Here is a 19,042-nt window from a genome sequence, read left to right on the forward strand (position 1 = left end):
TTCGTCGGCATCCGCGACACCAAGAAGACGACGGTTACCGGCGTTGAAATGTTCCGCAAGCTGCTCGACCAGGGCCAGGCCGGCGACAACATCGGTGCACTGGTTCGTGGTATCCAGCGTGACGACGTCGAGCGTGGTCAGGTTCTGTGCAAGCCGGGTTCGGTCAAGCCGCACAAGAAGTTCATGGCAGAAGCCTACATCCTGACGAAGGAAGAAGGCGGCCGTCATACGCCGTTCTTCACCAACTATCGTCCGCAGTTCTACTTCCGCACGACGGACGTGACGGGTATCGTCTCGCTTCCGGAAGGCACGGAAATGGTCATGCCGGGCGACAACGTCACGGTTCAGGTTGAGCTGATCGTTCCGATCGCGATGGAAGAAAAGCTGCGCTTCGCGATCCGCGAAGGCGGTCGTACCGTCGGCGCCGGCATCGTCGCCTCGATCATCGAGTAATCGATTGAACAAGCGGCCTCGGGCTTCGCGTCCGAGGCCGCTTTTCGTTTCCGTCTGCTGCCTGGCGCAAGCCAGACATGCAGATAGCACGCATGTCGCCATTTCGTCCCGTAGGGCGCATTGACGAAAGGCCGATTGCGGTGTATGTCGCCGGCCACGATCAGAATCGCACGGTGATTTGCACCGTCAGTTCTTAGCGCTGCAGATTTCAAGACCTGGTGACGGGTCGAGTTCGGCAGGGCTCCTCATGACGACAAAGAGTGACAGCGGCGCCAAGCGTGTCCGCTGTGATTTTTGAAAATTTGGGGCCGGCCAGTCATGGTAATTCACTGTCTCTGCGTATGCGGGACGCAAGAAAAGAAACAAGGACAAGTCGAATGAACGGCCAGAATATCCGCATCCGCCTCAAGGCGTTTGATCACCGGGTTCTCGATGCCTCTACGCGCGAGATCGTCTCGACCGCCAAGCGCACCGGTGCAAGCGTTCGCGGCCCGGTACCGCTCCCGACACGCATCGAAAAATTTACCGTCAACCGTTCGCCGCACGTCGACAAGAAGAGCCGCGAACAGTTCGAAATGCGCACGCACAAGCGTCTTCTCGACATCGTAGACCCGACTCCGCAGACCGTGGACGCGCTGATGAAGCTCGACCTGGCTGCCGGCGTAGACGTCGAGATCAAGCTCTAAGAAGAGATTCCGGCGAGAGCCGTAATAACAAGGAAGGTACGTGGCAAGACCTGCCAACGACTTCTCGAAACGGGAAACCCGATGGTTCGGAAGGGCCTGAGTGGAATCCTTAAACAAAGAGGAAAGGCCTGGATCACTTGTCCCGGCCGCGACTCTCAAGAGGAATGAACCAATGCGTTCAGGTGTGATTGCACAGAAAGTGGGAATGACCCGCGTCTATAACGACGCCGGCGAACATATCCCGGTAACAGTTCTGCGTCTGGATAACGTACAGGTCGTAGCTCAGCGCACGGCCGACAAGAACGGCTATGTCGCGCTTCAGCTCGGTGCCGGTACGTCGAAGGTGAAGAACACGTCGAAGGGCCTTCGTGGTCACTTCGCAGCTGCGAGCGTTGAGCCCAAGGCCAAGCTCGTCGAATTCCGCGTTTCCGAAGACAACCTCATCGATGTCGGCGCACAGCTGACCGCGAGCCATTTTGAAGCCGGCCAGCTGGTCGACGTCACGGGCACGACGATCGGTAAGGGTTTTGCTGGTGCCATGAAGCGCCACAACTTCGGCGGTCTGCGCGCTACCCACGGTGTTTCCGTTTCGCACCGTTCGCACGGTTCGACCGGTTCGAACCAGGATCCGGGCAAGGTCTGGAAGGGCAAGCGCATGGCTGGTCACATGGGCCAGACGCGCGTCACCACCCAGAACCTCGAAGTCGTTTCGACCGATGAAGATCGTGGTCTCATCCTTGTGAAGGGCGCTGTTCCCGGTTCCAAGGGTTCCTGGATCATCGTCCGCGACGCCGTCAAGTCGGCGAAGTAAGGGAGCCAAGCACATGGAATTCAACGTCAAGACCCTCGAGGGCAAGGACGCCGGCAAGGTTTCTCTGTCGGACGAAATCTTCGGTCTGGATCCCCGCGAAGATCTGATCGCGCGCATGATCCGCTACCAGCTGGCCAAGAAGCGCCAGGGTACGCACAAGACCAAGGGCCGTTCGGAAGTTTCCCGCACCGGTTCCAAGATGTACAAGCAGAAGGGCACCGGTCGTGCTCGTCACCATTCGGCCCGCGCTCCGCAGTTCCGCGGCGGTGGTAAGGCTCATGGCCCGGTTGTTCGCAGCCACGCCCATGACCTGCCGAAGAAGGTTCGTGCGCTCGCTCTGCGCCACGCCCTCTCTGCAAAGATGAAGTCGGAAGACGTGATCATCGTCGACAACCTGGTGGCTGCTGAAGCCAAGACCAAGCTGCTCGTCGGTAACTTCGCCTCGCTCGGCCTCACCAACGCTCTCGTCATCGGCGGTGCCGAAATCGACAGCAACTTCAAGCTCGCCGCTTCGAACATCCCGAACATCGATGTTCTGCCGGTTCAGGGCATCAACGTTTATGACATCCTGCGCCGCGGCAAGCTCGTCCTGTCGAAGGCTGCTGTGGAAGCTCTGGAGGAGCGGTTCAAATGACGGATCTTCGCCACTACGACGTGATCGTATCTCCGTCGATCACGGAAAAGTCGACCATGGTGTCTGAGTTCAACCAGGTCGTCTTCAACGTCGCCAAGGGTGCCAGCAAGCCGGAAATCAAGGCTGCTGTCGAGGCTCTCTTCGGCGTCAAGGTCACCGCCGTCAATACGCTCGTCCGCAAGGGCAAGACCAAGCGTTTCCGCGGCTTCGCCGGCAAGCAGAAGGACGTCAAGAAGGCCGTCGTGACGCTCGCCGAAGGTCAGTCCATCGACGTGTCGACGGGCGTCTGAGGTAGGGAACAAGAACAATGGCATTGAAAAGCTACAATCCGACGACCCCGAGCCAGCGTCAGCTGGTCATCGTCGACCGTTCTGGCCTCTGGAAGGGCAAGCCGGTCAAGGCGCTGACGGAAGGTCTCTCCAAGAGTGGTGGCCGTAACAACTACGGTCGCATCACCGCTCGCTTCATCGGTGGCGGTCACAAGCGCACCTATCGTCTGGTTGACTTCAAGCGTCGCAAGTTCGACGTCGAAGGCACCGTCGAGCGCCTGGAATACGACCCGAACCGTTCGGCCTTCATCGCTCTCGTGACCTACACGGACGGCGAGCAGGCCTACATCCTGGCTCCGCAGCGTCTTGCAGCGGGCGACAAGGTCATCGCTTCCCAGAAGGCTGTTGACGTCAAGCCGGGCAACACCATGCCGCTCCAGTTCATTCCGGTCGGCTCGATTGTGCACAACGTCGAAATGAAGCCCGCCAAGGGCGGTCAGATCGCTCGTTCTGCCGGCACCTACGTCCAGCTCGTCGGCCGCGATGCCGGCATGGCGATTCTGCGCCTGAACTCGGGTGAGCAGCGTCTGGTTCCGGGCTCCTGCCTGGCCACCATCGGCGCCGTTTCCAACCCGGACCACGGCAACACCAACGACGGCAAGGCCGGTCGCACCCGCTGGCGCGGCAAGACCCCGCACAACCGCGGTGTCGTCATGAACCCGGTCGACCACCCGCACGGTGGTGGTGAAGGCCGCACCTCCGGTGGTCGTCACCCGGTTTCCCCGTGGGGCAAGCCCACCAAGGGCAAGCGGACTCGCTCGAACAAGTCGACCGACAAGTTCATCATGCGCTCGCGCCACCTGAAGAAGAAGTAAGAGAGGTAGTCAGAAATGGCTCGTTCAGTATGGAAAGGCCCGTTCGTCGACGGCTATCTTCTCAAGAAGGCTGAGAAGGTTCGCGAGACAGGTCGCAATGAAGTGATCAAGATGTGGAGCCGTCGCTCCACCATCCTGCCGCAGTTCGTCGGTCTCACCTTCGGCGTCTACAACGGCAGCAAGCATGTGCCCGTCTCTGTCAACGAAGACATGGTCGGTCACAAGTTCGGTGAATTCGCTCCCACCCGGACCTATTACGGTCACGGTGCGGACAAGAAGGCGAAGAGGAAGTAACGATGGGCAAGGCAAAAGCCGAACGCCGGCTGAAGGACAACGAAGCGCAGGCAGTCGCCCGCACGATCCGCGTCAGCCCCCAGAAGCTCAACCTGGTTGCCGCGCTCATCCGCGGCAAGAAGGTCGAGCGCGCTCTCGCTGACCTGGAATTCTCCCGCAAGCGCATTGCAGGCACGGTCCGCAAGACCCTTGAGTCCGCAATCGCCAACGCCGAGAACAACCATGATCTCGACGTCGATCAGCTGATCGTCGCCGAGGCCTATGTTGGCAAGTCGATCACCATGAAGCGTTTCCACGCTCGTGGCCGCGGCCGCGCTTCGCGCATCGAAAAGCCGTTCTCGCACCTCACCATCGTGGTGCGTGAAGTCGAAGCCAAAGGGGAGGCCGCATAATGGGTCAGAAAATCAATCCGATTGGCTTCCGTCTCGGGATCAATCGCACCTGGGATAGCCGCTGGTTTGCAGACAACGCCGAATACGGCAAGCTTCTGCACGAAGACCTGAAGATCCGCGCCTACCTCATGGAAGAGCTCAAGCAGGCCGGCATCGCCAAGGTCGTCATCGAGCGTCCGCACAAGAAGTGCCGCGTCACGATCCACTCGGCTCGTCCGGGTCTGATCATCGGCAAGAAGGGTGCAGACATCGAGAAGCTTCGCAAGAAGATCTCGTCGATGACGAACTCGGAAACGCACCTCAACATCGTTGAAGTGCGTAAGCCGGAAATCGACGCAACGCTCGTTGCTCAGTCGATCACCCAGCAGCTCGAGCGTCGTATCGCATTCCGTCGCGCCATGAAGCGCGCCGTTCAGTCGGCCATGCGTCTGGGTGCCGAAGGCATCAAGATCACCTGCGCCGGCCGTCTCGGTGGTGCCGAAATCGCTCGTACCGAATGGTACCGCGAAGGTCGCGTTCCGCTCCACACCCTGCGTGCAGACATCGATTACGGTACGGCTGAAGCCGAAACCGCATACGGCATCTGCGGCGTAAAGGTCTGGATCTTCAAGGGCGAAATCCTCGAGCACGATCCGATGGCATCGGAACGTCGTGCGATGGAGGGCGATGCCCAGGGTCCCGCAAGCCGTGAACGCGGTGATCGTGGCGACCGTCGCCGCGAGAACGCTTGATTGAACGCTGGCGAAAGATAAGCTCGGAGAAGTAAGAAAATGTTGCAGCCAAAGCGTACAAAGTACCGCAAGCAGTTCAAGGGCCGCATCAAGGGCGTCGCCAAGGGCGGTTTTGATCTGGCATTCGGTGAATTCGGCCTTAAGGCTCTGGAACCGAACCGCGTGAACGCTCGCGAAATTGAAGCAGCCCGTCGTGCGATCACCCGCTATATGAAGCGTGCTGGTCGCGTGTGGATCCGCGTATTCCCTGACGTTCCGGTCACGGCAAAGCCGACCGAAGTTCGTATGGGTAAGGGTAAGGGTTCGGTCGAATACTGGGCATGCAAGGTCAAGCCTGGTCGTATCATGTTCGAGATCGACGGCGTATCGGAAGAGATCGCGCGCGAGGCTCTTCGCCTCGGTTCCGCCAAGCTCTCTGTCACGACGCGCTTCGTACAGCGCATTGCAGAGTGAGGATCAAGTCGATGAAAGCCGTAGATGTACGCGCCATGAGCGCTGACCAGCTGAACGACGAGCTTGCAAAGCTGAAGAAGGAGCAGTTCAACCTGCGCTTCCAGAAGGCCACTGGCCAGCTCGAGAAGTCTTCCCGTATTCAGGAAGTCCGTCGTGATATCGCACGCGTGAAAACCATTGCCCGCCAGAAGGCGGCAGAAGCCAAGGCCTAAGGACCGAGAAATATGCCGAAACGCATTCTGCAGGGCGTAGTTGTCAGCGATAAGAACGACAAGACCATCGTCGTTCGCGTTGAGCGTCGATTCGCCCACCCGCTGCTTCAGAAGACCGTTCGCCGGTCCAAGAAGTACAAGGCACATGACGAGAACAACCAGTACAAGACCGGTGACGTCGTTTCCATCCAGGAATGTGCACCGATCTCCAAGGACAAGTGCTGGACGGTGATTGCCGCCCAGGCTTAATTTACGGACTTCCTGCGCAAGGGCTTGCACCTTGCGCAGAAATCTGTATGAAGCAGACCACTGGCAGAGAACGCTCGGAATCGGGCGTTCTTTTGCTTTGAGCGCACGGAAGGTCCCTATGGGAAACCACCCTGTATTTGTCTTCCCGCGCACATCAGAAATTTATCATAAGCCCGAATAGGGGGCCTCGGCCCAACCGCTCGGGTTACAACAAGAAGGCGACCTGACATGATTCAGATGCAGACTAACCTCGACGTCGCGGATAATTCCGGCGCACGTCGTGTCATGTGCATCAAGGTGCTGGGCGGTTCCAAGCGCAAGTACGCTTCCATCGGCGACATCATCGTCGTTTCGATCAAGGAAGCTATCCCGCGCGGCCGCGTGAAGAAGGGTGACGTGATGAAGGCGGTTGTCGTTCGCACCGCCAAGGACATCCGTCGCGCTGACGGCAGCGTCATTCGATTCGATAACAACGCAGCTGTTCTTATCGACAACAAGAAAGAGCCGATCGGCACCCGTATCTTCGGACCGGTTCCGCGCGAACTTCGCGCCAAGAACCACATGAAGATCATCTCGCTGGCTCCAGAAGTACTGTAAGGGAGCGGGAAGCGATGAATAAGATCCGCAAGGGCGACAAGGTCGTCGTACTCGCTGGCAAGGACAAGGGCCGTTCGGGCGAAGTCCTCCAGGTCATGCCGAAGGAAGACCGTGCGGTCGTCCGTGGCATCAATGTTGTCAAGCGCCATCAGCGCCAGACGCAGACCACGGAAGCCGGCATCATCAGCAAGGAAGCCTCGATCCATCTGTCGAACATCGCGATCGCCGACAAGGACGGCAAGCCGACCCGCGTCGGTTTCAAGGTCGTTGACGGCAAGAAGGTTCGTGTGGCCAAGCGTTCGGGAGAAGTGATCGATGGCTGAGGCAAAGTATGAGCCGCGGCTCAAGGCTGAATACGTAAATCGCATTCGCAAGGCGATGCAGGAGCAGTTCTCCTTCGCCAACGAAATGCAGATCCCGAAGCTCGACAAGATCGTCATCAACATGGGCGTGGGCGAGGCAACTGCCGACTCCAAGAAGCCCACTGTTGCGGCTGCCGACCTTGCAGCGATCGCCGGCCAGAAGCCGGTCATCACCAAGGCTCGCAACTCGATCGCAGGCTTCAAGGTCCGCGAAAACATGCCGATCGGCGCAAAGGTCACCCTGCGCGGCGCCCGCATGTATGAGTTCCTGGACCGCCTGGTCAACATCGCGCTTCCGCGCGTTCGCGACTTCCGCGGCCTGAACCCGAAGTCCTTCGACGGCCGTGGCAACTTCGCCATGGGCATCAAGGAGCACATTGTGTTCCCGGAGATCAACTACGACAAGGTTGATCAGATGTGGGGCATGGACATCATCGTTTGCACGACGGCGACCAACGACGACGAAGCTCGGGCTCTTCTGAAAGAGTTCAACTTCCCGTTCCGTCAGTAACCGTAACGACGAGCGTAGAAGAGGAACTTCCATATGGCGAAGACAAGCGCAGTTGAAAAGAACAAGCGCCGCCGCAAGATCGTCGCAAGCCAGGCCGCCAAGCGTGCCGGTCTGAAGGCGATCATCATGAACCAGTCTCTTTCGATTGAAGAGCGGTTCAAGGCCACCCTGAAGCTGGCAGAACTGCCGCGCGATGGCTCCAAGACCCGTATTCGCAACCGTTGCGAAGTCACCGGTCGTCCGCGTGCATTCTATCGCAAGCTTGGAATGTCGCGTATCGCGCTTCGCGAGCTTGGCAACACCGGCAAGGTGCCGGGCGTTGTGAAGTCGAGCTGGTAAGGAGACGGCAATATGACGATGACTGATCCGTTGGGCGATATGCTCACCCGTATCCGGAATGGCGCCGCTCGCCGCAAGAGCTCCGTCTCCACTCCGGCTTCCAATCTCCGCGCCCGCGTTCTCGACGTTCTGCAGGCCGAAGGTTACATCCGTGGCTACAGCCAGGTCGATTACGGCAATGGCAAGTCCGAACTCACGATCGAACTGAAGTACTACGAAGGTTCTTCGGTCATTCGCGAAATCGGTCGCGTATCCAAGCCGGGCCGCCGAGTCTATGTCTCGGTTAAGTCCATCCCGCAGGTCGCGAACGGCCTCGGCATCACCATCCTTTCGACTCCGAAGGGTGTGATGGCCGATCACCAGGCTCGCGAACAGAACGTTGGTGGTGAGGTACTCTGCTCCGTCTTCTAAGACGGGCAGGGGATCTCCATAGCGAACAGACAGGATAAAAACTATGTCTCGTATCGGTAAGAAGCCCGTTCCGGTTCCGGCTGGCGTGACCGCCTCTGTCGAAGGCCAGAAGGTCTCCGTCAAGGGCCCGAAGGGTGAACTTTTCTTCGTCGCAAATGACGAAATCTCCGTGAAGCTCGAAGACAACGCTGTTGTCGTACAGCCGATCAACGACTCCAAGGACGCTCGTTCCAAGTGGGGCATGTCCCGCACCATGGTCGAGAACATCCTGAAGGGTGTGAAGGACGGCTACGAGCGCAAGCTCGAAATCAACGGCGTCGGTTACCGCGCGTCGCTGCAGGGCAAGAACCTGCAGCTGGCACTCGGCTTCAGCCATGACGTTGTTTATGAGCCGCCGGTTGGCATCACCATTGCTGTTCCGAAGCCGACCGAAATCATCGTGTCCGGCATCAACAAGCAGCAGGTCGGTCAGGTCGCCGCCGAGATCCGCGAATATCGCGGTCCGGAGCCCTATAAGGGCAAGGGCGTCAAGTATGCCGAAGAGCGGATCGTCCGCAAAGAAGGCAAGAAGAAGTAAGGATCGCGCGAAATGGCAAGCAGAAAAGAAGCACTTGTTCGCCGTGCGAACCGCGTACGGCGTCAGATCAAGGCGGTGGCAAATGGCCGTCCGCGTCTGTCGGTACATCGCTCTTCGAAGAACATCTACGCTCAGATCATCGACGACGTCGCTGGCAAGACCCTTGCCGCAGCTTCGACCCTCGATGGCGGCCTGAAGGCCGAGCTCAAGACCGGCGCCGACATCGCAGCAGCTGCTGCCGTTGGCAAGCTGGTTGCCGAGCGCGCCGTCAAGGCTGGCGTGAACGAAGTTGTCTTCGATCGTGGCGCCTTCATCTATCATGGCCGCATCAAGGCTCTCGCCGAAGCGGCTCGTGAAGGTGGTCTGACCTTCTGATCAAGAATTTCCACCCGGACTTGCGTTCGGGTGGATTTCCGGCTTTAAGCCGGTCACACCGGATTCCACCTTGACCCAACAGGGCAGGGTGGAACTTTGCGTAATCTGCCGATTGCACCCGGAAAAGAAAAAGGAAAAGGACAATGGCACAAGAAAAGCGTGGTTCGCGCGATGATCGCCAGAACCGTGAAGAGCGCGATAGCGAGTTCGTCGACAAGCTGGTCGCGATCAACCGCGTCGCTAAGGTCGTCAAGGGCGGCCGTCGTTTCGGCTTCGCAGCCCTCGTCGTCGTCGGCGACCAGAAGGGTCGCGTAGGCTTCGGCCATGGCAAGGCACGTGAAGTGCCGGAAGCCATCCGCAAGGCAACGGAAGCTGCCAAGCGCGACATGATTTTCGTTCCGCTTCGTGACGGTCGTACGCTGCATCACGACGTCAACGGCCGTCATGGCGCCGGCAAGGTTCTGCTGCGTTCCGCCAAGGCCGGTACCGGTATCATCGCCGGTGGCCCGATGCGCGCCGTCTTCGAAACGCTCGGCATGCACGACGTCGTCGCCAAGTCGACCGGTTCGTCGAACCCCTACAACATGGTTCGCGCTACGTTCGACGCCCTGAAGCACCAGGTGCATCCGAAGGACGTCGCTGCTCAGCGTGGCCTGAAGTATGCTACCCTCCAGGCTCGCCGCGCTGCTTCTGGCAACGCTGCTGAAGAATAAGAGGAGTCTGAACCATGGCCAAGGCTACGAAGAAGACTGAAGCAAAGACGATCACGGTCGAGCAGATCGGTTCGCCTATTCGCCGTCCTGCAGTCCAGCGCGCAACGCTGGTCGGTTTGGGCCTCAACAAGATGCACCGGGTCCGCACCCTGGAAGATACCCCTTCCGTTCGAGGCATGATCCGTGCTGTCCAGCATCTCGTTCGCGTCGTCGACGAGAAGTGAGACGGGGGAAGTCATCATGAAACTGAATGAAATCAAAGACAACGAAGGCGCTTCTAAGGAACGTATCCGCGTAGGTCGCGGTATCGGTTCCGGCAAGGGCAAGACCGGTGGTCGCGGTGTAAAGGGTCAGAAGGCTCGTTCGGGCGTTGCCATCAACGGCTTCGAAGGCGGCCAGATGCCGATCTATCGTCGCCTGCCGAAGCGCGGCTTCAACAACATCTTCGCTTCTGAATACGTCACCGTTTCGCTCGGCCGTATCCAGACCGCGATCGATGCTGGCAAGCTGGACGCCAAGGCAACGGTTGATGCCGCTTCGCTCAAGGCAGCTGGCGTGATCCGTCGTGCCAAGGACGGCGTTCGCGTCCTGTCCGGCGGTGAGCTGAAGGCAAAGCTGACGATCGAAGTTGCCGGCGCCTCCAAGGCCGCCGTCGAGAAGATCGAAAAGGCTGGCGGTTCCATCAAGCTGCTCGAAGCAGCCAAGGAAGCCGCTGAATAAGTGAAAGACAATCGCCCGGGGTGCTTCACACCGGGCGATTTTGCTCCCATATGTGAGCCTCACGATCCCAGGACGGAATGGACGTCGTTTCGTCTTCCGGGTCATCTGGAAAACAAGGGTGTGAGGCATGCGGTTGCTTGGCAACTTCTCCCCGCGCCCTGTTTTCTGAAAACAGTTTGAACGAATAGCCTCCGGTTCTGACGGTCACCGTCGCCGGTTTAGGTTGGCGGAGAATTCTATGGCTTCTGCAGCGGAACAACTGGCCTCGAACCTGAACTTCTCGACTTTCGCCAAGGCGGAAGATCTGAAGAAGCGACTGTGGTTCACCCTGGCCGCATTGCTGGTCTATCGCCTCGGCACGCATATTCCGCTGCCCGGCCTCAACCCGGAGGCCTATGCCGCCGCCTTCCAGGGCCAGTCCGGTGGTATCCTCGGTCTTTTCAACATGTTTGCCGGCGGTGCCGTCGAGCGCATGGCGATCTTCGCGCTGGGCATCATGCCCTATATCTCCGCGTCGATCATCGTGCAGCTGATGACATCTGTCGTACCGGCGCTCGAGAACCTGAAGAAGGAAGGCGAGCAGGGCCGCAAGATCATCAACCAGTACACCCGCTACGGCACCGTGCTGCTCGGCACGCTCCAGGCTTACGGTATCGCGGTCGGCCTCGAATCGGGCCAGGGCATCGTCGCCGATCCGGGCTGGTTCTTCCGCATTTCCACCGTGCTGACGCTGCTCGGCGGCACCATGTTCCTGATGTGGCTCGGTGAGCAGATCACCTCGCGCGGCATCGGCAACGGCATTTCGCTGATCATCTTCGCCGGCATCGCCGCCGGCCTTCCGACGGCCATTGCTCACACGCTGGAACTCGGCCGCACTGGTGCCCTGTCCACACTGCTGATTCTCACCGTCATCGTCGTGGCGATCGGCGTCATCGCGCTCATCGTCTTCGTCGAGCGTGCCCAGCGCCGCCTTCTGATCCAGTATCCGAAGCGCCAGGTCGGCAATCGCATGTTCCAGGGCGATACCTCGCACCTGCCGCTGAAGCTCAACACCGCAGGCGTTATCCCGGCAATCTTCGCGTCGTCGCTGCTTCTGCTGCCTGCAACGGCTGCCGGCTTCTCCGGCAACCAGGCGCTGCCCGGCTGGGCGACGACCATCATCGCTTCTCTGCAGCATGGTCACCCGATCTATATGCTGCTCTACGGTGCGCTGATTGCCTTCTTCGCCTTCTTCTATACGGCCATCGTCTTCAACCCGAAGGATACTGCCGACAATCTGAAGAAGCATGGCGGCTTTATCCCGGGCATACGCCCCGGTGACCGCACGGCCGAATACATCGACTACGTCCTGACCCGCATCACCGTGGTCGGCGCCGTCTACCTCGTCTTCGTCTGCGTTCTGCCTGAAATCCTCATCGCACGCACGGGCATCCCATTAGCCCTTGGTGGTACTTCGCTTTTGATTGTTGTCAGCGTCACCCTTGATACTGTAGCACAGGTCCAGGGACATCTGATCGCTCAGCAATATGAGGGTCTGATCAAGAAGTCGAAGTTGCGTGGAGGAAAGAGGGGACGATGAGACTGATTCTGTTAGGACCGCCGGGCGCGGGCAAGGGGACCCAGGCCCAGCGGATCGTGGAGAAGCACGGCATTCCGCAGCTCTCCACCGGTGATATGCTCCGTGCCGCCGTTGCTGCTGGCACGGAAGTCGGAAAGCGCGCCAAGGCAGTCATGGACGCCGGCAAGCTCGTCTCCGACGACATCGTCATCGCCATCGTCGCCGAGCGCATCGATGCGCCCGATTGTGCCAAAGGCTTCATCCTCGATGGCTTCCCGCGGACGCTCGTCCAGGCGGATGCCACCGAAGCGATGCTGAACGGCAAGAACCTCGACCTTTCGGCGGTGATCGAGATCCGCGTCGACGACGAGATCCTGGCCGATCGAATCGCCGGTCGTTACACCTGCGCCAACTGTGGGGCCGGTTATCACGATGAGAACCTGAAGCCGAAGGTGGACGGCGTCTGCGACAAGTGCGGCTCGACCCACTTCAAGCGCCGCCCCGACGACAACAGGGACACGGTCCGCACCCGTCTGCAGGCCTACTACAAGGAAACCTCGCCGCTGATCGGCTATTACCACGCCAAGGGTAAGCTGCATTCGGTCGACGGCATGGGTGAGATCGATGCCGTCACCGGCGAGATCGAGGCCATCCTGACCGGGCTCTGAAGCCCGGTAGATCCAAGAATCTTCGCGGGGCCGGTTGCTTTTGTCGACCGATTCCGTTAAAGACCGCGCCAACTCGCGACATGACTGCGATCGGCGCGTTCTTCCAAAACGTTGGAAGACCGGGTTCGGTCGTTTTGGCTTGTTGAGAACCCGATTTGTAATTGCGGTCTGTTCGGGCCGTGTAACGAGACACCACTTGCCGGATGGCAACTGGAAGCAAGGAGAATAGGCGTGGCACGTATCGCTGGCGTCAACATCCCGACTGCGAAGCGCGTTGTTATCGCGCTGACCTATATTCACGGGATTGGACCGAAGTTCGCATCGGAAATCATGGAGAAGGTCGGTCTTCCGGCTGAGAAGCGCGTTCACCAGCTGACCGACGCAGAAGTCCTCCAGATCCGCGAAACCATCGACCGCGATTACCAGGTCGAAGGTGACCTGCGTCGCGATACCGCGATGAACATCAAGCGTCTGATGGACCTCGGCTGCTACCGTGGCCTGCGCCATCGTCGTGGTCTGCCGGTTCGCGGTCAGCGCACGCACACCAACGCCCGCACCCGTAAGGGTCCGGCGAAGGCGATCGCTGGTAAGAAGAAGTAATTTTTTCGAGGCAGTTGGCAATAGGCAGTGGGCAGTAGGGATACTACTGGCTACTGCCTAAATCCTATTGCCTCGATTGGTGTAGCCGCTGGCATTACGGCGGTGTTTAGATCAACTGAAAGGAAGACCATGGCCAAGGAAGCCACACGCGTCCGCCGTCGCGAACGCAAGAATATCTCGTCGGGTGTTGCCCACGTAAACTCGACCTTCAACAACACGATGATCACCATCACCGACGCACAGGGCAACGCAATTGCCTGGTCGTCTGCTGGTGCGAAGGGCTTCAAGGGTTCGCGTAAGTCGACCCCGTTCGCTGCCCAGATCGCTGCTGAAGACTGCGCCAAGAAGGCCCAGGAACACGGCATGAAGTCTCTTGAAGTGGAAGTTTGCGGTCCGGGTTCGGGTCGTGAGTCCGCTCTGCGCGCCCTCCAGGCTGCCGGCTTCATGATCACGTCGATCCGTGACGTGACCCCGATCCCGCACAATGGCTGCCGTCCGCGCAAGAAGCGTCGCGTCTAATCATTCTTCGTCTTGCCGGGCAGGCGGTTCGCCTTCCCGGTGCTTCTCATATTCGGCCGTCACGATTGAATGGTGATGGCGAACGGAAGGTAAAATCATGATTCAGAAGAATTGGCAGGAACTGATCAAGCCGAACAAGGTGGAATTTTCCTCCTCCGGCCGCACCAAGGCGACCCTCGTCGCCGAGCCGCTTGAGCGTGGTTTCGGCCTGACGCTCGGTAACGCTCTGCGTCGCGTTCTCCTGTCGTCGCTTCGTGGTGCAGCTGTTACGGCTGTCCAGATCGACGGCGTTCTGCACGAGTTCTCGTCTATCCCCGGCGTTCGCGAAGATGTCACCGACATCGTCCTGAACATCAAGGAAATCGCCATCAAGATGGACGGCGACGATGCCAAGCGCATGGTTGTCCGCAAGCAGGGTCCGGGCGTTGTAACCGCCGGTGACATCCAGACGGTTGGCGACATCGAGATCCTGAACCCCAACCATGTGATCTGCACCCTCGACGAGGGCGCCGAGATCCGCATGGAGTTCACGGTCAACAACGGCAAGGGCTATGTCCCGGCTGAGCGTAACCGCGCAGAAGATGCTCCGATCGGCCTCATCCCGGTCGACAGCCTCTACTCGCCGGTCAAGAAGGTGTCCTACAAGGTGGAAAACACCCGCGAAGGACAGGTTCTCGACTACGACAAGCTGCTGATGACCATCGAAACCGATGGCTCGGTCACCGGTGAAGATGCAGTCGCTTTCGCGGCCCGCATTCTCCAGGACCAGCTCGGCGTCTTCGTCAACTTCGACGAGCCGCAGAAGGAAGTCGAAGAAGAGTCGGTCACCGAACTCGCCTTCAACCCGGCTCTGCTCAAGAAGGTCGATGAACTCGAATTGTCTGTCCGCTCGGCAAACTGCCTGAAGAACGACAACATCGTTTACATCGGCGATCTGATCCAGAAGACCGAAGCAGAAATGCTGCGTACGCCGAACTTCGGTCGCAAGTCGCTGAACGAAATCAAGGAAGTTCTCGCTTCCATGGGCCTGCACCTCGGTATGGAAGTACCGGCATGGCCGCCCGAGAACATCGAAGATCTCGCGAAGCGCTACGAAGACCAGTATTAATAACAGTGAAGGCAGCCTCTAAACCTGCCTTTCCCCGTCAAACTGCGGGCGAATGCCCGTATGTGTCAGGAAACGGCAGCCTCTGAGATAGAGCCTGCACTTAAAGGAGAATAGCAATGCGCCACCAGAAAGCCGGCCGCAAGCTGAACCGTACCGCCAGCCACCGTAAGGCGATGTTCGCCAACATGGCTGCTTCGCTCATCCTGCATGAGCAGATCGTCACCACCCTGCCGAAGGCGAAGGAAATTCGCCCGATCGTTGAAAAGCTCGTCACCCTTGGCAAGCGCGGCGACCTGCATGCTCGCCGTCAGGCGATTTCGCAGATCCGCGACGTATCCGTCGTTGCCAAGCTGTTCGACGCCATCGCAACGCGCTACGCCACCCGCAACGGCGGCTACCTGCGCATCATGAAGGCCGGTTTCCGCCAGGGCGACAACGCCGCCATGGCCGTCATCGAATTCGTCGAGCGCGACGTTGACGCCAAGGGCGCAGCCGACAAGGCCCGCGTCGCCGCTGAAGCCGAAGCTGAAGCAGCGTAAGTTTCCTCCCGTAAGGGAAGGATGAAGAAAGCCGGGTGAGCGATCACTCGGCTTTTTTGCGTTTAGGTTCTAAATCGCCGGGTGCGGATTTGATTGTGCAGGCCACAGCTGCCTGCTGGCTGACTAGGGTTTGCGGGCGTTCCAGCGCCCCTCTTGGCGAGGTTTAACTGTGGTCCAATTGTTCCGCCATCGGGGAGAACACGGTCCCGGCCGAATGCCCAAAGATAAAGAAGAAGCCATCTTCTTCGCTGAATGGAATCTGCAGTCGGATAAAAATCTGGCGAAGTGCATCTGAGCAATCCTCTATGCGGGGCTTGAGCCGCCGTCCTTCGCGAATGCTCAGCCGCGGCGTGATCTTTAGCCATTCGATGAAAATGCCCATCGACGCCTCTGGCGTCCTCGCCCAATCTCCCACATGCGTGGAACTCAGTGGAAGTTCTTCAGGATCGAGTTGTTCGGACAGAACCAGCTTTGTCTGATAGGCCGGCGGAAACGGAAGTTCTTCGGCCACCGCAAGGCAGAGGGCTCGCCATTTGGTATCATCCATATGAGACGAGAGCCTGCGTTCCGCAGCCGCGCGGCGTATAGTGCGGTTCGCATCTTCGTCTGCCGATCCGATAAAAAGCATCGCGAGGCTCCAGGGAAAATGACTCGTTTCAGGATATCGCCGATATCCGCTGAGCAAAATTCGGTCAGCGGCGATTCGGTTATTTTCGTCGATCAGGGAGCTTGCCTATCATGCCCCGAGATAGCGCGGCAGCAAGGATCACGATATGCAGATTGAGATCGAGCTCGCAGGGCCTGACGACATGTCGCATTGGATCTCGCTTGCCGACGACTTGCTCCCACTGTTCGGCCCGATGCCCGGCTTCGATGGCGTTCTCACGCGAAAGATCGCACAGAGCCAGGCCTATTGCGCCCGCGCAAGCGGGCAGGGCTTGCCGTTTCTCGGTGGCGTCCTGATCGGTGGCACCGGGCAAGAGCACTGGATAAGATGGTTGGCCGTCTGCTCCGCGCACCGCAGGCTCGGAATAGGCCGGCTGTTAACCGAGGCGGTCATTTCCGCCATCCCCGCACGGTCTTTCCTGAACGTCGATACCTTTGCGAAGGGCAATCCCGGGGCGGTGGAAGCCTCGCATCTGTATGAAAGCTGCGGCTTCGTTCCGACGGGAGTTGTCGACGTGGATGGCCAGTTTCGACAGAGGTACAGGCGCCGTCCCGCATCGCCCGACTGAGTGCCGGGAGCGGGTACACAAAAAGTTGAGCGACCTTGCTTGCATCGGCGCCCTTCGGTTGATCTGCGTCAATTCCATTTCCCCTGTCAGCGCTAACCTGAACCCATCGAATTATCGATGTTAGTGAGGTTCTCCCAATGGTTGACGCATCCATTTTCAGCAATGACAAAGACAGACTGATCATCCCGCCGCTCTCGACCTTCTATGACAAGCTGGCCCAGCCCATGGCCTGGACGATCTTCCGGCTTGCCGTTGGCGGCATGCTGGTGATCGAGGGCTGGCCGAAGATCATGGCGCCCTTCGCCCAGGTTGGCTTCGTTGAGAAGCTAGGCTTTTATCCCGGCTGGCTCTGGTCCCCGACACTGGCCGTCATGCAGGTCTTCGGCGGTCTCCTGATCGCGCTCGGTCTCTTCACGAGGCCCGCAGCACTCGCCAATGGTGTCATGCTGGCCATCACGCTCTACTTCCACATGGCCAACCCCTATGGCGATGCCTTCCTCACCCAGGCCGGCATCGACGCGCTGAAGGCCGGCAGCGAATTCTTCACGCCGCAGGCGGTGGCACGGCTCGCCGATGGTGGCCACACCTTCCTGCATCAGGTCCAGTCCAAGGCAGAACTCGCCTCGCTCTTCTGGACCGGCGGCGCCTTCCTGTTCGCAGCCTTCGGCGGCGGCTACCTGTCGCTCGATCGCCTGCTGTTCCGGAAGCAGTTCTGATCCTCGCCCAATTCGGGGACACCCGGCCGAAAGGCCGGGTGTCCCATTTTTTGGTCAGCTACCCGTATGCCCACATTGCCGGACACGGTCTAGGAGGAAGGTGCGTTCGCTGTCATTGCCGCTCAGCGCAGCGGCTCTCTCTAATGCCGATCGGGCATGCTCGTTGCGCCCCAGGCGAAAGAGAAAATCGCCCTTCGCCGCATGCAGCGGGGCATAGCCCGACAGAGTCGGCGCTCCCTCGATCTCCTCCAGCAATGCCAGCCCCGTTTCGGGTCCGAATGCCATGGCATGCGCCACCGCCCGGTTGAGCGCCACGACAGGCGAGGGGACCTGCGCCAGCAGCCGGTCGTAGAGCGCCGCACTCAGCGCCCAGTCGGTATCCGCATACCGCCGGGCCCCGGCATGTACTGCGGCCAGCGCCGCCTGCAGCGCATAGACTCCATTCTCACCGCCAAGTTGTTTGACCGTGGCGAGCCCCGCCAATCCGCGCTGGATCAGCAGTCGGTCCCAGAGGCTCCGGTCCTGCATGTCGAGCGTCAGCGCGCTGCCATTGGGTGCGACACGAGCCTTGAAGCGCGAGGCCTGCAGCTCCATCAGAGCCAGTAGGCCATGCGCCTCCGATTCCTGCGGCGCGAGCCCCACCAGGATACGTCCGAGTCTCATCGCCTCATGGCAGAGCTGTGGCCGGATCAGGTCCTCGCCGCGGCTTGCGGCATAACCCTCGTTGAAGATGAGGTAGAGCACCTCCAGCACCGAGGCGAGGCGGGCGTTGCGTTCTTCCTCAAGTGGAACCTCGAAGGCCACATCGCTTTCCCGCAGAATCTTCTTTGCCCGGACGATTCGCTGCGCCATGGTCGTCTCCTGGGTGAGGAAGGCACGCGCAATCTCCTCCGTCGTCAGCCCGCCGATGATCTTCAAGGTCAGTGCTGTTCGCTGGTCAAGCGAGAGCAGGGGATGGCAGGCGGTGAAGATCAGCGCTAGCCTCTCGTCGCCGATCGCATCGTCGATCGATGCCTCCACAGCCGCATGATCATCCACGCGACCGGTCTCGATGTCATGGGAAAGGGCTGCCTCATGCCGCGCCATCATTCGCCGCCGCCGCCAGAGGTCGATGGCGCGACGCTTGGCGGTCGTCATCAGCCAGGCGCCGGGGTTGGGCGGCGTGCCCGTGGCAGGCCAGGTCGAGAGCGCCGTGACAAGCGCCTCCTGCGCCAGCTCCTCTGCGAGGCTGATATCGCCCAGATGTTTCGCGAGCCCGGCGATCAGCCGGACCCGCTCCATGCGGTAGATCGCCTCGATATCCCGTGCCGCAGCCTGCACGCCCTCTGCTCCCTTGTTGGAATGAGCCGCGATCGCGTGTCCGTCCCGTGTCATGAGCCTGAGTATGGACGTCGGCTCGGCGCGGTCAACCGGATGCATGCGCTGCGTCCTTGGT

Annotated in this window: 32 protein-coding genes; 30 read left to right on the top strand and 2 right to left on the bottom strand. The window is 59.7% G+C overall.

The window, feature by feature from the left end; translation table 11 throughout:
* The 28 genes from J2045_RS09340 to rplQ form a co-directional block, all read left to right on the top strand.
* Positions 1–453: EF-Tu C-terminal domain-related protein (locus tag J2045_RS09340; protein WP_307371996.1), on the top strand; the 453-nt coding region annotated here is incomplete at its 5' end.
* 377 nt (positions 454–830) lie between these two features.
* Positions 831–1,139 carry a 30S ribosomal protein S10 gene (gene rpsJ / locus J2045_RS09345; protein WP_006728688.1) on the top strand — a complete coding sequence of 103 codons (309 nt, stop codon included), beginning with the start codon at positions 831–833 and terminating at the stop codon, positions 1,137–1,139.
* A 172-nt stretch (positions 1,140–1,311) separates the two neighbouring features.
* Positions 1,312–1,950, top strand: a complete 639-nt coding sequence (gene rplC, locus J2045_RS09350; RefSeq protein WP_006728687.1) for a 50S ribosomal protein L3 — start codon at positions 1,312–1,314, stop codon at positions 1,948–1,950.
* Positions 1,951–1,963: 13 nt separating this feature from the next.
* On the top strand, positions 1,964–2,584 hold the full coding sequence (rplD, locus tag J2045_RS09355; RefSeq protein WP_307371999.1) for a 50S ribosomal protein L4: 621 nt from the start codon (positions 1,964–1,966) through the stop codon (positions 2,582–2,584).
* Positions 2,581–2,874 (top strand): 50S ribosomal protein L23, encoded by a 294-nt coding sequence (locus tag J2045_RS09360; RefSeq protein ID WP_006728685.1) that lies wholly within the window; start codon positions 2,581–2,583, stop codon positions 2,872–2,874. The genes rplD and J2045_RS09360 overlap by 4 nt, the downstream gene beginning before the upstream one ends.
* A 17-nt stretch (positions 2,875–2,891) precedes the next feature.
* Positions 2,892–3,728: a 50S ribosomal protein L2 gene (rplB, locus tag J2045_RS09365; RefSeq protein WP_166599556.1), complete on the top strand. Its 837-nt coding sequence runs from the start codon at positions 2,892–2,894 to the stop codon at positions 3,726–3,728.
* A 15-nt stretch (positions 3,729–3,743) separates the two neighbouring features.
* Positions 3,744–4,022: a 30S ribosomal protein S19 gene (rpsS, locus tag J2045_RS09370; protein ID WP_102019766.1), complete on the top strand. Its 279-nt coding sequence runs from the start codon at positions 3,744–3,746 to the stop codon at positions 4,020–4,022.
* A 2-nt stretch (positions 4,023–4,024) separates the two neighbouring features.
* Positions 4,025–4,414, top strand: a complete 390-nt coding sequence (gene rplV / locus J2045_RS09375) for a 50S ribosomal protein L22 (RefSeq protein ID WP_113462302.1) — start codon at positions 4,025–4,027, stop codon at positions 4,412–4,414.
* Positions 4,414–5,145, top strand: a complete 732-nt coding sequence (gene rpsC / locus J2045_RS09380; protein ID WP_166599555.1) for a 30S ribosomal protein S3 — start codon at positions 4,414–4,416, stop codon at positions 5,143–5,145. The genes rplV and rpsC overlap by 1 nt, the downstream gene beginning before the upstream one ends.
* Before the next feature lie 39 nt (positions 5,146–5,184).
* The gene (gene rplP / locus J2045_RS09385) at positions 5,185–5,598 is read left to right on the top strand and encodes a 50S ribosomal protein L16 (RefSeq protein ID WP_006728680.1); all 414 of its coding nucleotides are present in this window, start codon (positions 5,185–5,187) and stop codon (positions 5,596–5,598) included.
* A gap of 11 nt (positions 5,599–5,609) precedes the next feature.
* On the top strand, positions 5,610–5,810 hold the full coding sequence (gene rpmC / locus J2045_RS09390) for a 50S ribosomal protein L29 (protein ID WP_006728679.1): 201 nt from the start codon (positions 5,610–5,612) through the stop codon (positions 5,808–5,810).
* A gap of 12 nt (positions 5,811–5,822) precedes the next feature.
* Positions 5,823–6,059 (top strand): 30S ribosomal protein S17, encoded by a 237-nt coding sequence (gene rpsQ, locus J2045_RS09395; protein WP_102019769.1) that lies wholly within the window; start codon positions 5,823–5,825, stop codon positions 6,057–6,059.
* 228 nt (positions 6,060–6,287) lie between these two features.
* Complete coding sequence (rplN, locus tag J2045_RS09400) at positions 6,288–6,656, top strand: 50S ribosomal protein L14 (protein ID WP_006728677.1); 369 nt, start codon at positions 6,288–6,290, stop codon at positions 6,654–6,656.
* Positions 6,657–6,670: 14 nt separating this feature from the next.
* Positions 6,671–6,979, top strand: coding sequence for a 50S ribosomal protein L24 (gene rplX / locus J2045_RS09405; RefSeq protein WP_102019770.1), 309 nt, complete (start codon positions 6,671–6,673; stop codon positions 6,977–6,979).
* Positions 6,972–7,529, top strand: coding sequence for a 50S ribosomal protein L5 (rplE, locus tag J2045_RS09410; protein ID WP_307372009.1), 558 nt, complete (start codon positions 6,972–6,974; stop codon positions 7,527–7,529). The genes rplX and rplE overlap by 8 nt, the downstream gene beginning before the upstream one ends.
* 33 nt (positions 7,530–7,562) lie before the next feature.
* Positions 7,563–7,868: a 30S ribosomal protein S14 gene (gene rpsN, locus J2045_RS09415; protein ID WP_112247648.1), complete on the top strand. Its 306-nt coding sequence runs from the start codon at positions 7,563–7,565 to the stop codon at positions 7,866–7,868.
* Between the two features lie 12 nt (positions 7,869–7,880).
* Entirely contained in the window at positions 7,881–8,279 is a 399-nt protein-coding gene (gene rpsH / locus J2045_RS09420) for a 30S ribosomal protein S8 (protein ID WP_102019773.1), read from the top strand.
* Positions 8,280–8,322: 43 nt separating this feature from the next.
* A complete protein-coding gene (gene rplF / locus J2045_RS09425) occupies positions 8,323–8,856 on the top strand; it encodes a 50S ribosomal protein L6 (protein ID WP_166599554.1) in 534 nt (177 codons plus the stop codon).
* Between the two features lie 12 nt (positions 8,857–8,868).
* Complete coding sequence (rplR, locus tag J2045_RS09430; protein ID WP_054150972.1) at positions 8,869–9,231, top strand: 50S ribosomal protein L18; 363 nt, start codon at positions 8,869–8,871, stop codon at positions 9,229–9,231.
* Between the two features lie 143 nt (positions 9,232–9,374).
* Positions 9,375–9,944, top strand: coding sequence for a 30S ribosomal protein S5 (rpsE, locus tag J2045_RS09435; RefSeq protein ID WP_102019775.1), 570 nt, complete (start codon positions 9,375–9,377; stop codon positions 9,942–9,944).
* A 14-nt stretch (positions 9,945–9,958) separates the two neighbouring features.
* Positions 9,959–10,168: a 50S ribosomal protein L30 gene (gene rpmD, locus J2045_RS09440; RefSeq protein WP_006728669.1), complete on the top strand. Its 210-nt coding sequence runs from the start codon at positions 9,959–9,961 to the stop codon at positions 10,166–10,168.
* A 16-nt stretch (positions 10,169–10,184) separates the two neighbouring features.
* The gene (gene rplO / locus J2045_RS09445) at positions 10,185–10,664 is read left to right on the top strand and encodes a 50S ribosomal protein L15 (protein ID WP_166599553.1); all 480 of its coding nucleotides are present in this window, start codon (positions 10,185–10,187) and stop codon (positions 10,662–10,664) included.
* Between the two features lie 238 nt (positions 10,665–10,902).
* Positions 10,903–12,243, top strand: coding sequence for a preprotein translocase subunit SecY (secY, locus tag J2045_RS09450; protein WP_307372016.1), 1,341 nt, complete (start codon positions 10,903–10,905; stop codon positions 12,241–12,243).
* The gene (locus J2045_RS09455) at positions 12,240–12,890 is read left to right on the top strand and encodes an adenylate kinase (RefSeq protein ID WP_307372018.1); all 651 of its coding nucleotides are present in this window, start codon (positions 12,240–12,242) and stop codon (positions 12,888–12,890) included. The genes secY and J2045_RS09455 overlap by 4 nt, the downstream gene beginning before the upstream one ends.
* Before the next feature lie 231 nt (positions 12,891–13,121).
* Positions 13,122–13,490, top strand: coding sequence for a 30S ribosomal protein S13 (gene rpsM / locus J2045_RS09460; RefSeq protein WP_006728664.1), 369 nt, complete (start codon positions 13,122–13,124; stop codon positions 13,488–13,490).
* 129 nt (positions 13,491–13,619) lie between these two features.
* On the top strand, positions 13,620–14,009 hold the full coding sequence (gene rpsK / locus J2045_RS09465; protein ID WP_015915761.1) for a 30S ribosomal protein S11: 390 nt from the start codon (positions 13,620–13,622) through the stop codon (positions 14,007–14,009).
* 97 nt (positions 14,010–14,106) lie between these two features.
* Positions 14,107–15,117 (top strand): DNA-directed RNA polymerase subunit alpha, encoded by a 1,011-nt coding sequence (locus tag J2045_RS09470; protein WP_062282933.1) that lies wholly within the window; start codon positions 14,107–14,109, stop codon positions 15,115–15,117.
* 116 nt (positions 15,118–15,233) lie between these two features.
* Positions 15,234–15,656, top strand: a complete 423-nt coding sequence (gene rplQ, locus J2045_RS09475) for a 50S ribosomal protein L17 (protein ID WP_062282936.1) — start codon at positions 15,234–15,236, stop codon at positions 15,654–15,656.
* A gap of 163 nt (positions 15,657–15,819) precedes the next feature.
* Here rplQ and J2045_RS09480 read toward each other — a convergent pair whose 3' ends face one another.
* Entirely contained in the window at positions 15,820–16,284 is a 465-nt protein-coding gene (locus J2045_RS09480) for a DUF6678 family protein (protein WP_307372026.1), read from the bottom strand.
* A 145-nt stretch (positions 16,285–16,429) separates the two neighbouring features.
* Here J2045_RS09480 and J2045_RS09485 point away from each other — a divergent pair, with 145 nt between their 5' ends.
* Positions 16,430–16,891 (top strand): GNAT family N-acetyltransferase, encoded by a 462-nt coding sequence (locus tag J2045_RS09485; protein ID WP_307372028.1) that lies wholly within the window; start codon positions 16,430–16,432, stop codon positions 16,889–16,891.
* A gap of 137 nt (positions 16,892–17,028) precedes the next feature.
* Positions 17,029–17,607 (top strand): DoxX family protein, encoded by a 579-nt coding sequence (locus J2045_RS09490; protein WP_166599548.1) that lies wholly within the window; start codon positions 17,029–17,031, stop codon positions 17,605–17,607.
* Positions 17,608–17,661: 54 nt separating this feature from the next.
* Here J2045_RS09490 and J2045_RS09495 read toward each other — a convergent pair whose 3' ends face one another.
* Complete coding sequence (locus J2045_RS09495; protein WP_307372031.1) at positions 17,662–19,026, bottom strand: RNA polymerase sigma factor; 1,365 nt, start codon at positions 19,024–19,026, stop codon at positions 17,662–17,664.
* Between the last annotated feature and the right edge of the window lie 16 nt (positions 19,027–19,042).

This window comes from Peteryoungia aggregata LMG 23059, assembly GCF_030814435.1.
Classification (GTDB): domain Bacteria; phylum Pseudomonadota; class Alphaproteobacteria; order Rhizobiales; family Rhizobiaceae; genus Allorhizobium; species Allorhizobium aggregatum.

What these genes read in the sequence shown, in the direction of transcription:
- J2045_RS09485 (WP_307372028.1), top strand. Translation starts at nt 16,430, where the DNA reads ATGCAGATTGAGATCGAGCTCGCAGGGCCTGACGACATGTCGCATTGG.
- rpsH (WP_102019773.1), top strand. Translation starts at nt 7,881, where the DNA reads ATGACGATGACTGATCCGTTGGGCGATATGCTCACCCGTATCCGGAAT.
- rplP (WP_006728680.1), top strand. Translation starts at nt 5,185, where the DNA reads ATGTTGCAGCCAAAGCGTACAAAGTACCGCAAGCAGTTCAAGGGCCGC.
- rplX (WP_102019770.1), top strand. Translation starts at nt 6,671, where the DNA reads ATGAATAAGATCCGCAAGGGCGACAAGGTCGTCGTACTCGCTGGCAAG.
- J2045_RS09360 (WP_006728685.1), top strand. Translation starts at nt 2,581, where the DNA reads ATGACGGATCTTCGCCACTACGACGTGATCGTATCTCCGTCGATCACG.
- rplE (WP_307372009.1), top strand. Translation starts at nt 6,972, where the DNA reads ATGGCTGAGGCAAAGTATGAGCCGCGGCTCAAGGCTGAATACGTAAAT.
- J2045_RS09455 (WP_307372018.1), top strand. Translation starts at nt 12,240, where the DNA reads ATGAGACTGATTCTGTTAGGACCGCCGGGCGCGGGCAAGGGGACCCAG.
- rpmC (WP_006728679.1), top strand. Translation starts at nt 5,610, where the DNA reads ATGAAAGCCGTAGATGTACGCGCCATGAGCGCTGACCAGCTGAACGAC.
- rplN (WP_006728677.1), top strand. Translation starts at nt 6,288, where the DNA reads ATGATTCAGATGCAGACTAACCTCGACGTCGCGGATAATTCCGGCGCA.
- rplF (WP_166599554.1), top strand. Translation starts at nt 8,323, where the DNA reads ATGTCTCGTATCGGTAAGAAGCCCGTTCCGGTTCCGGCTGGCGTGACC.
- J2045_RS09470 (WP_062282933.1), top strand. Translation starts at nt 14,107, where the DNA reads ATGATTCAGAAGAATTGGCAGGAACTGATCAAGCCGAACAAGGTGGAA.
- rpsK (WP_015915761.1), top strand. Translation starts at nt 13,620, where the DNA reads ATGGCCAAGGAAGCCACACGCGTCCGCCGTCGCGAACGCAAGAATATC.
- rplQ (WP_062282936.1), top strand. Translation starts at nt 15,234, where the DNA reads ATGCGCCACCAGAAAGCCGGCCGCAAGCTGAACCGTACCGCCAGCCAC.
- rpsE (WP_102019775.1), top strand. Translation starts at nt 9,375, where the DNA reads ATGGCACAAGAAAAGCGTGGTTCGCGCGATGATCGCCAGAACCGTGAA.
- rpsS (WP_102019766.1), top strand. Translation starts at nt 3,744, where the DNA reads ATGGCTCGTTCAGTATGGAAAGGCCCGTTCGTCGACGGCTATCTTCTC.
- rpmD (WP_006728669.1), top strand. Translation starts at nt 9,959, where the DNA reads ATGGCCAAGGCTACGAAGAAGACTGAAGCAAAGACGATCACGGTCGAG.
- J2045_RS09480 (WP_307372026.1), bottom strand. Translation starts at nt 16,284, where the DNA reads ATGCTTTTTATCGGATCGGCAGACGAAGATGCGAACCGCACTATACGC.
- rplR (WP_054150972.1), top strand. Translation starts at nt 8,869, where the DNA reads ATGGCAAGCAGAAAAGAAGCACTTGTTCGCCGTGCGAACCGCGTACGG.
- J2045_RS09490 (WP_166599548.1), top strand. Translation starts at nt 17,029, where the DNA reads ATGGTTGACGCATCCATTTTCAGCAATGACAAAGACAGACTGATCATC.
- rplC (WP_006728687.1), top strand. Translation starts at nt 1,312, where the DNA reads ATGCGTTCAGGTGTGATTGCACAGAAAGTGGGAATGACCCGCGTCTAT.
- J2045_RS09495 (WP_307372031.1), bottom strand. Translation starts at nt 19,026, where the DNA reads ATGCATCCGGTTGACCGCGCCGAGCCGACGTCCATACTCAGGCTCATG.
- rplD (WP_307371999.1), top strand. Translation starts at nt 1,964, where the DNA reads ATGGAATTCAACGTCAAGACCCTCGAGGGCAAGGACGCCGGCAAGGTT.
- rpsQ (WP_102019769.1), top strand. Translation starts at nt 5,823, where the DNA reads ATGCCGAAACGCATTCTGCAGGGCGTAGTTGTCAGCGATAAGAACGAC.
- rpsC (WP_166599555.1), top strand. Translation starts at nt 4,414, where the DNA reads ATGGGTCAGAAAATCAATCCGATTGGCTTCCGTCTCGGGATCAATCGC.
- rpsJ (WP_006728688.1), top strand. Translation starts at nt 831, where the DNA reads ATGAACGGCCAGAATATCCGCATCCGCCTCAAGGCGTTTGATCACCGG.
- secY (WP_307372016.1), top strand. Translation starts at nt 10,903, where the DNA reads ATGGCTTCTGCAGCGGAACAACTGGCCTCGAACCTGAACTTCTCGACT.
- rpsN (WP_112247648.1), top strand. Translation starts at nt 7,563, where the DNA reads ATGGCGAAGACAAGCGCAGTTGAAAAGAACAAGCGCCGCCGCAAGATC.
- rplV (WP_113462302.1), top strand. Translation starts at nt 4,025, where the DNA reads ATGGGCAAGGCAAAAGCCGAACGCCGGCTGAAGGACAACGAAGCGCAG.
- rplB (WP_166599556.1), top strand. Translation starts at nt 2,892, where the DNA reads ATGGCATTGAAAAGCTACAATCCGACGACCCCGAGCCAGCGTCAGCTG.
- rplO (WP_166599553.1), top strand. Translation starts at nt 10,185, where the DNA reads ATGAAACTGAATGAAATCAAAGACAACGAAGGCGCTTCTAAGGAACGT.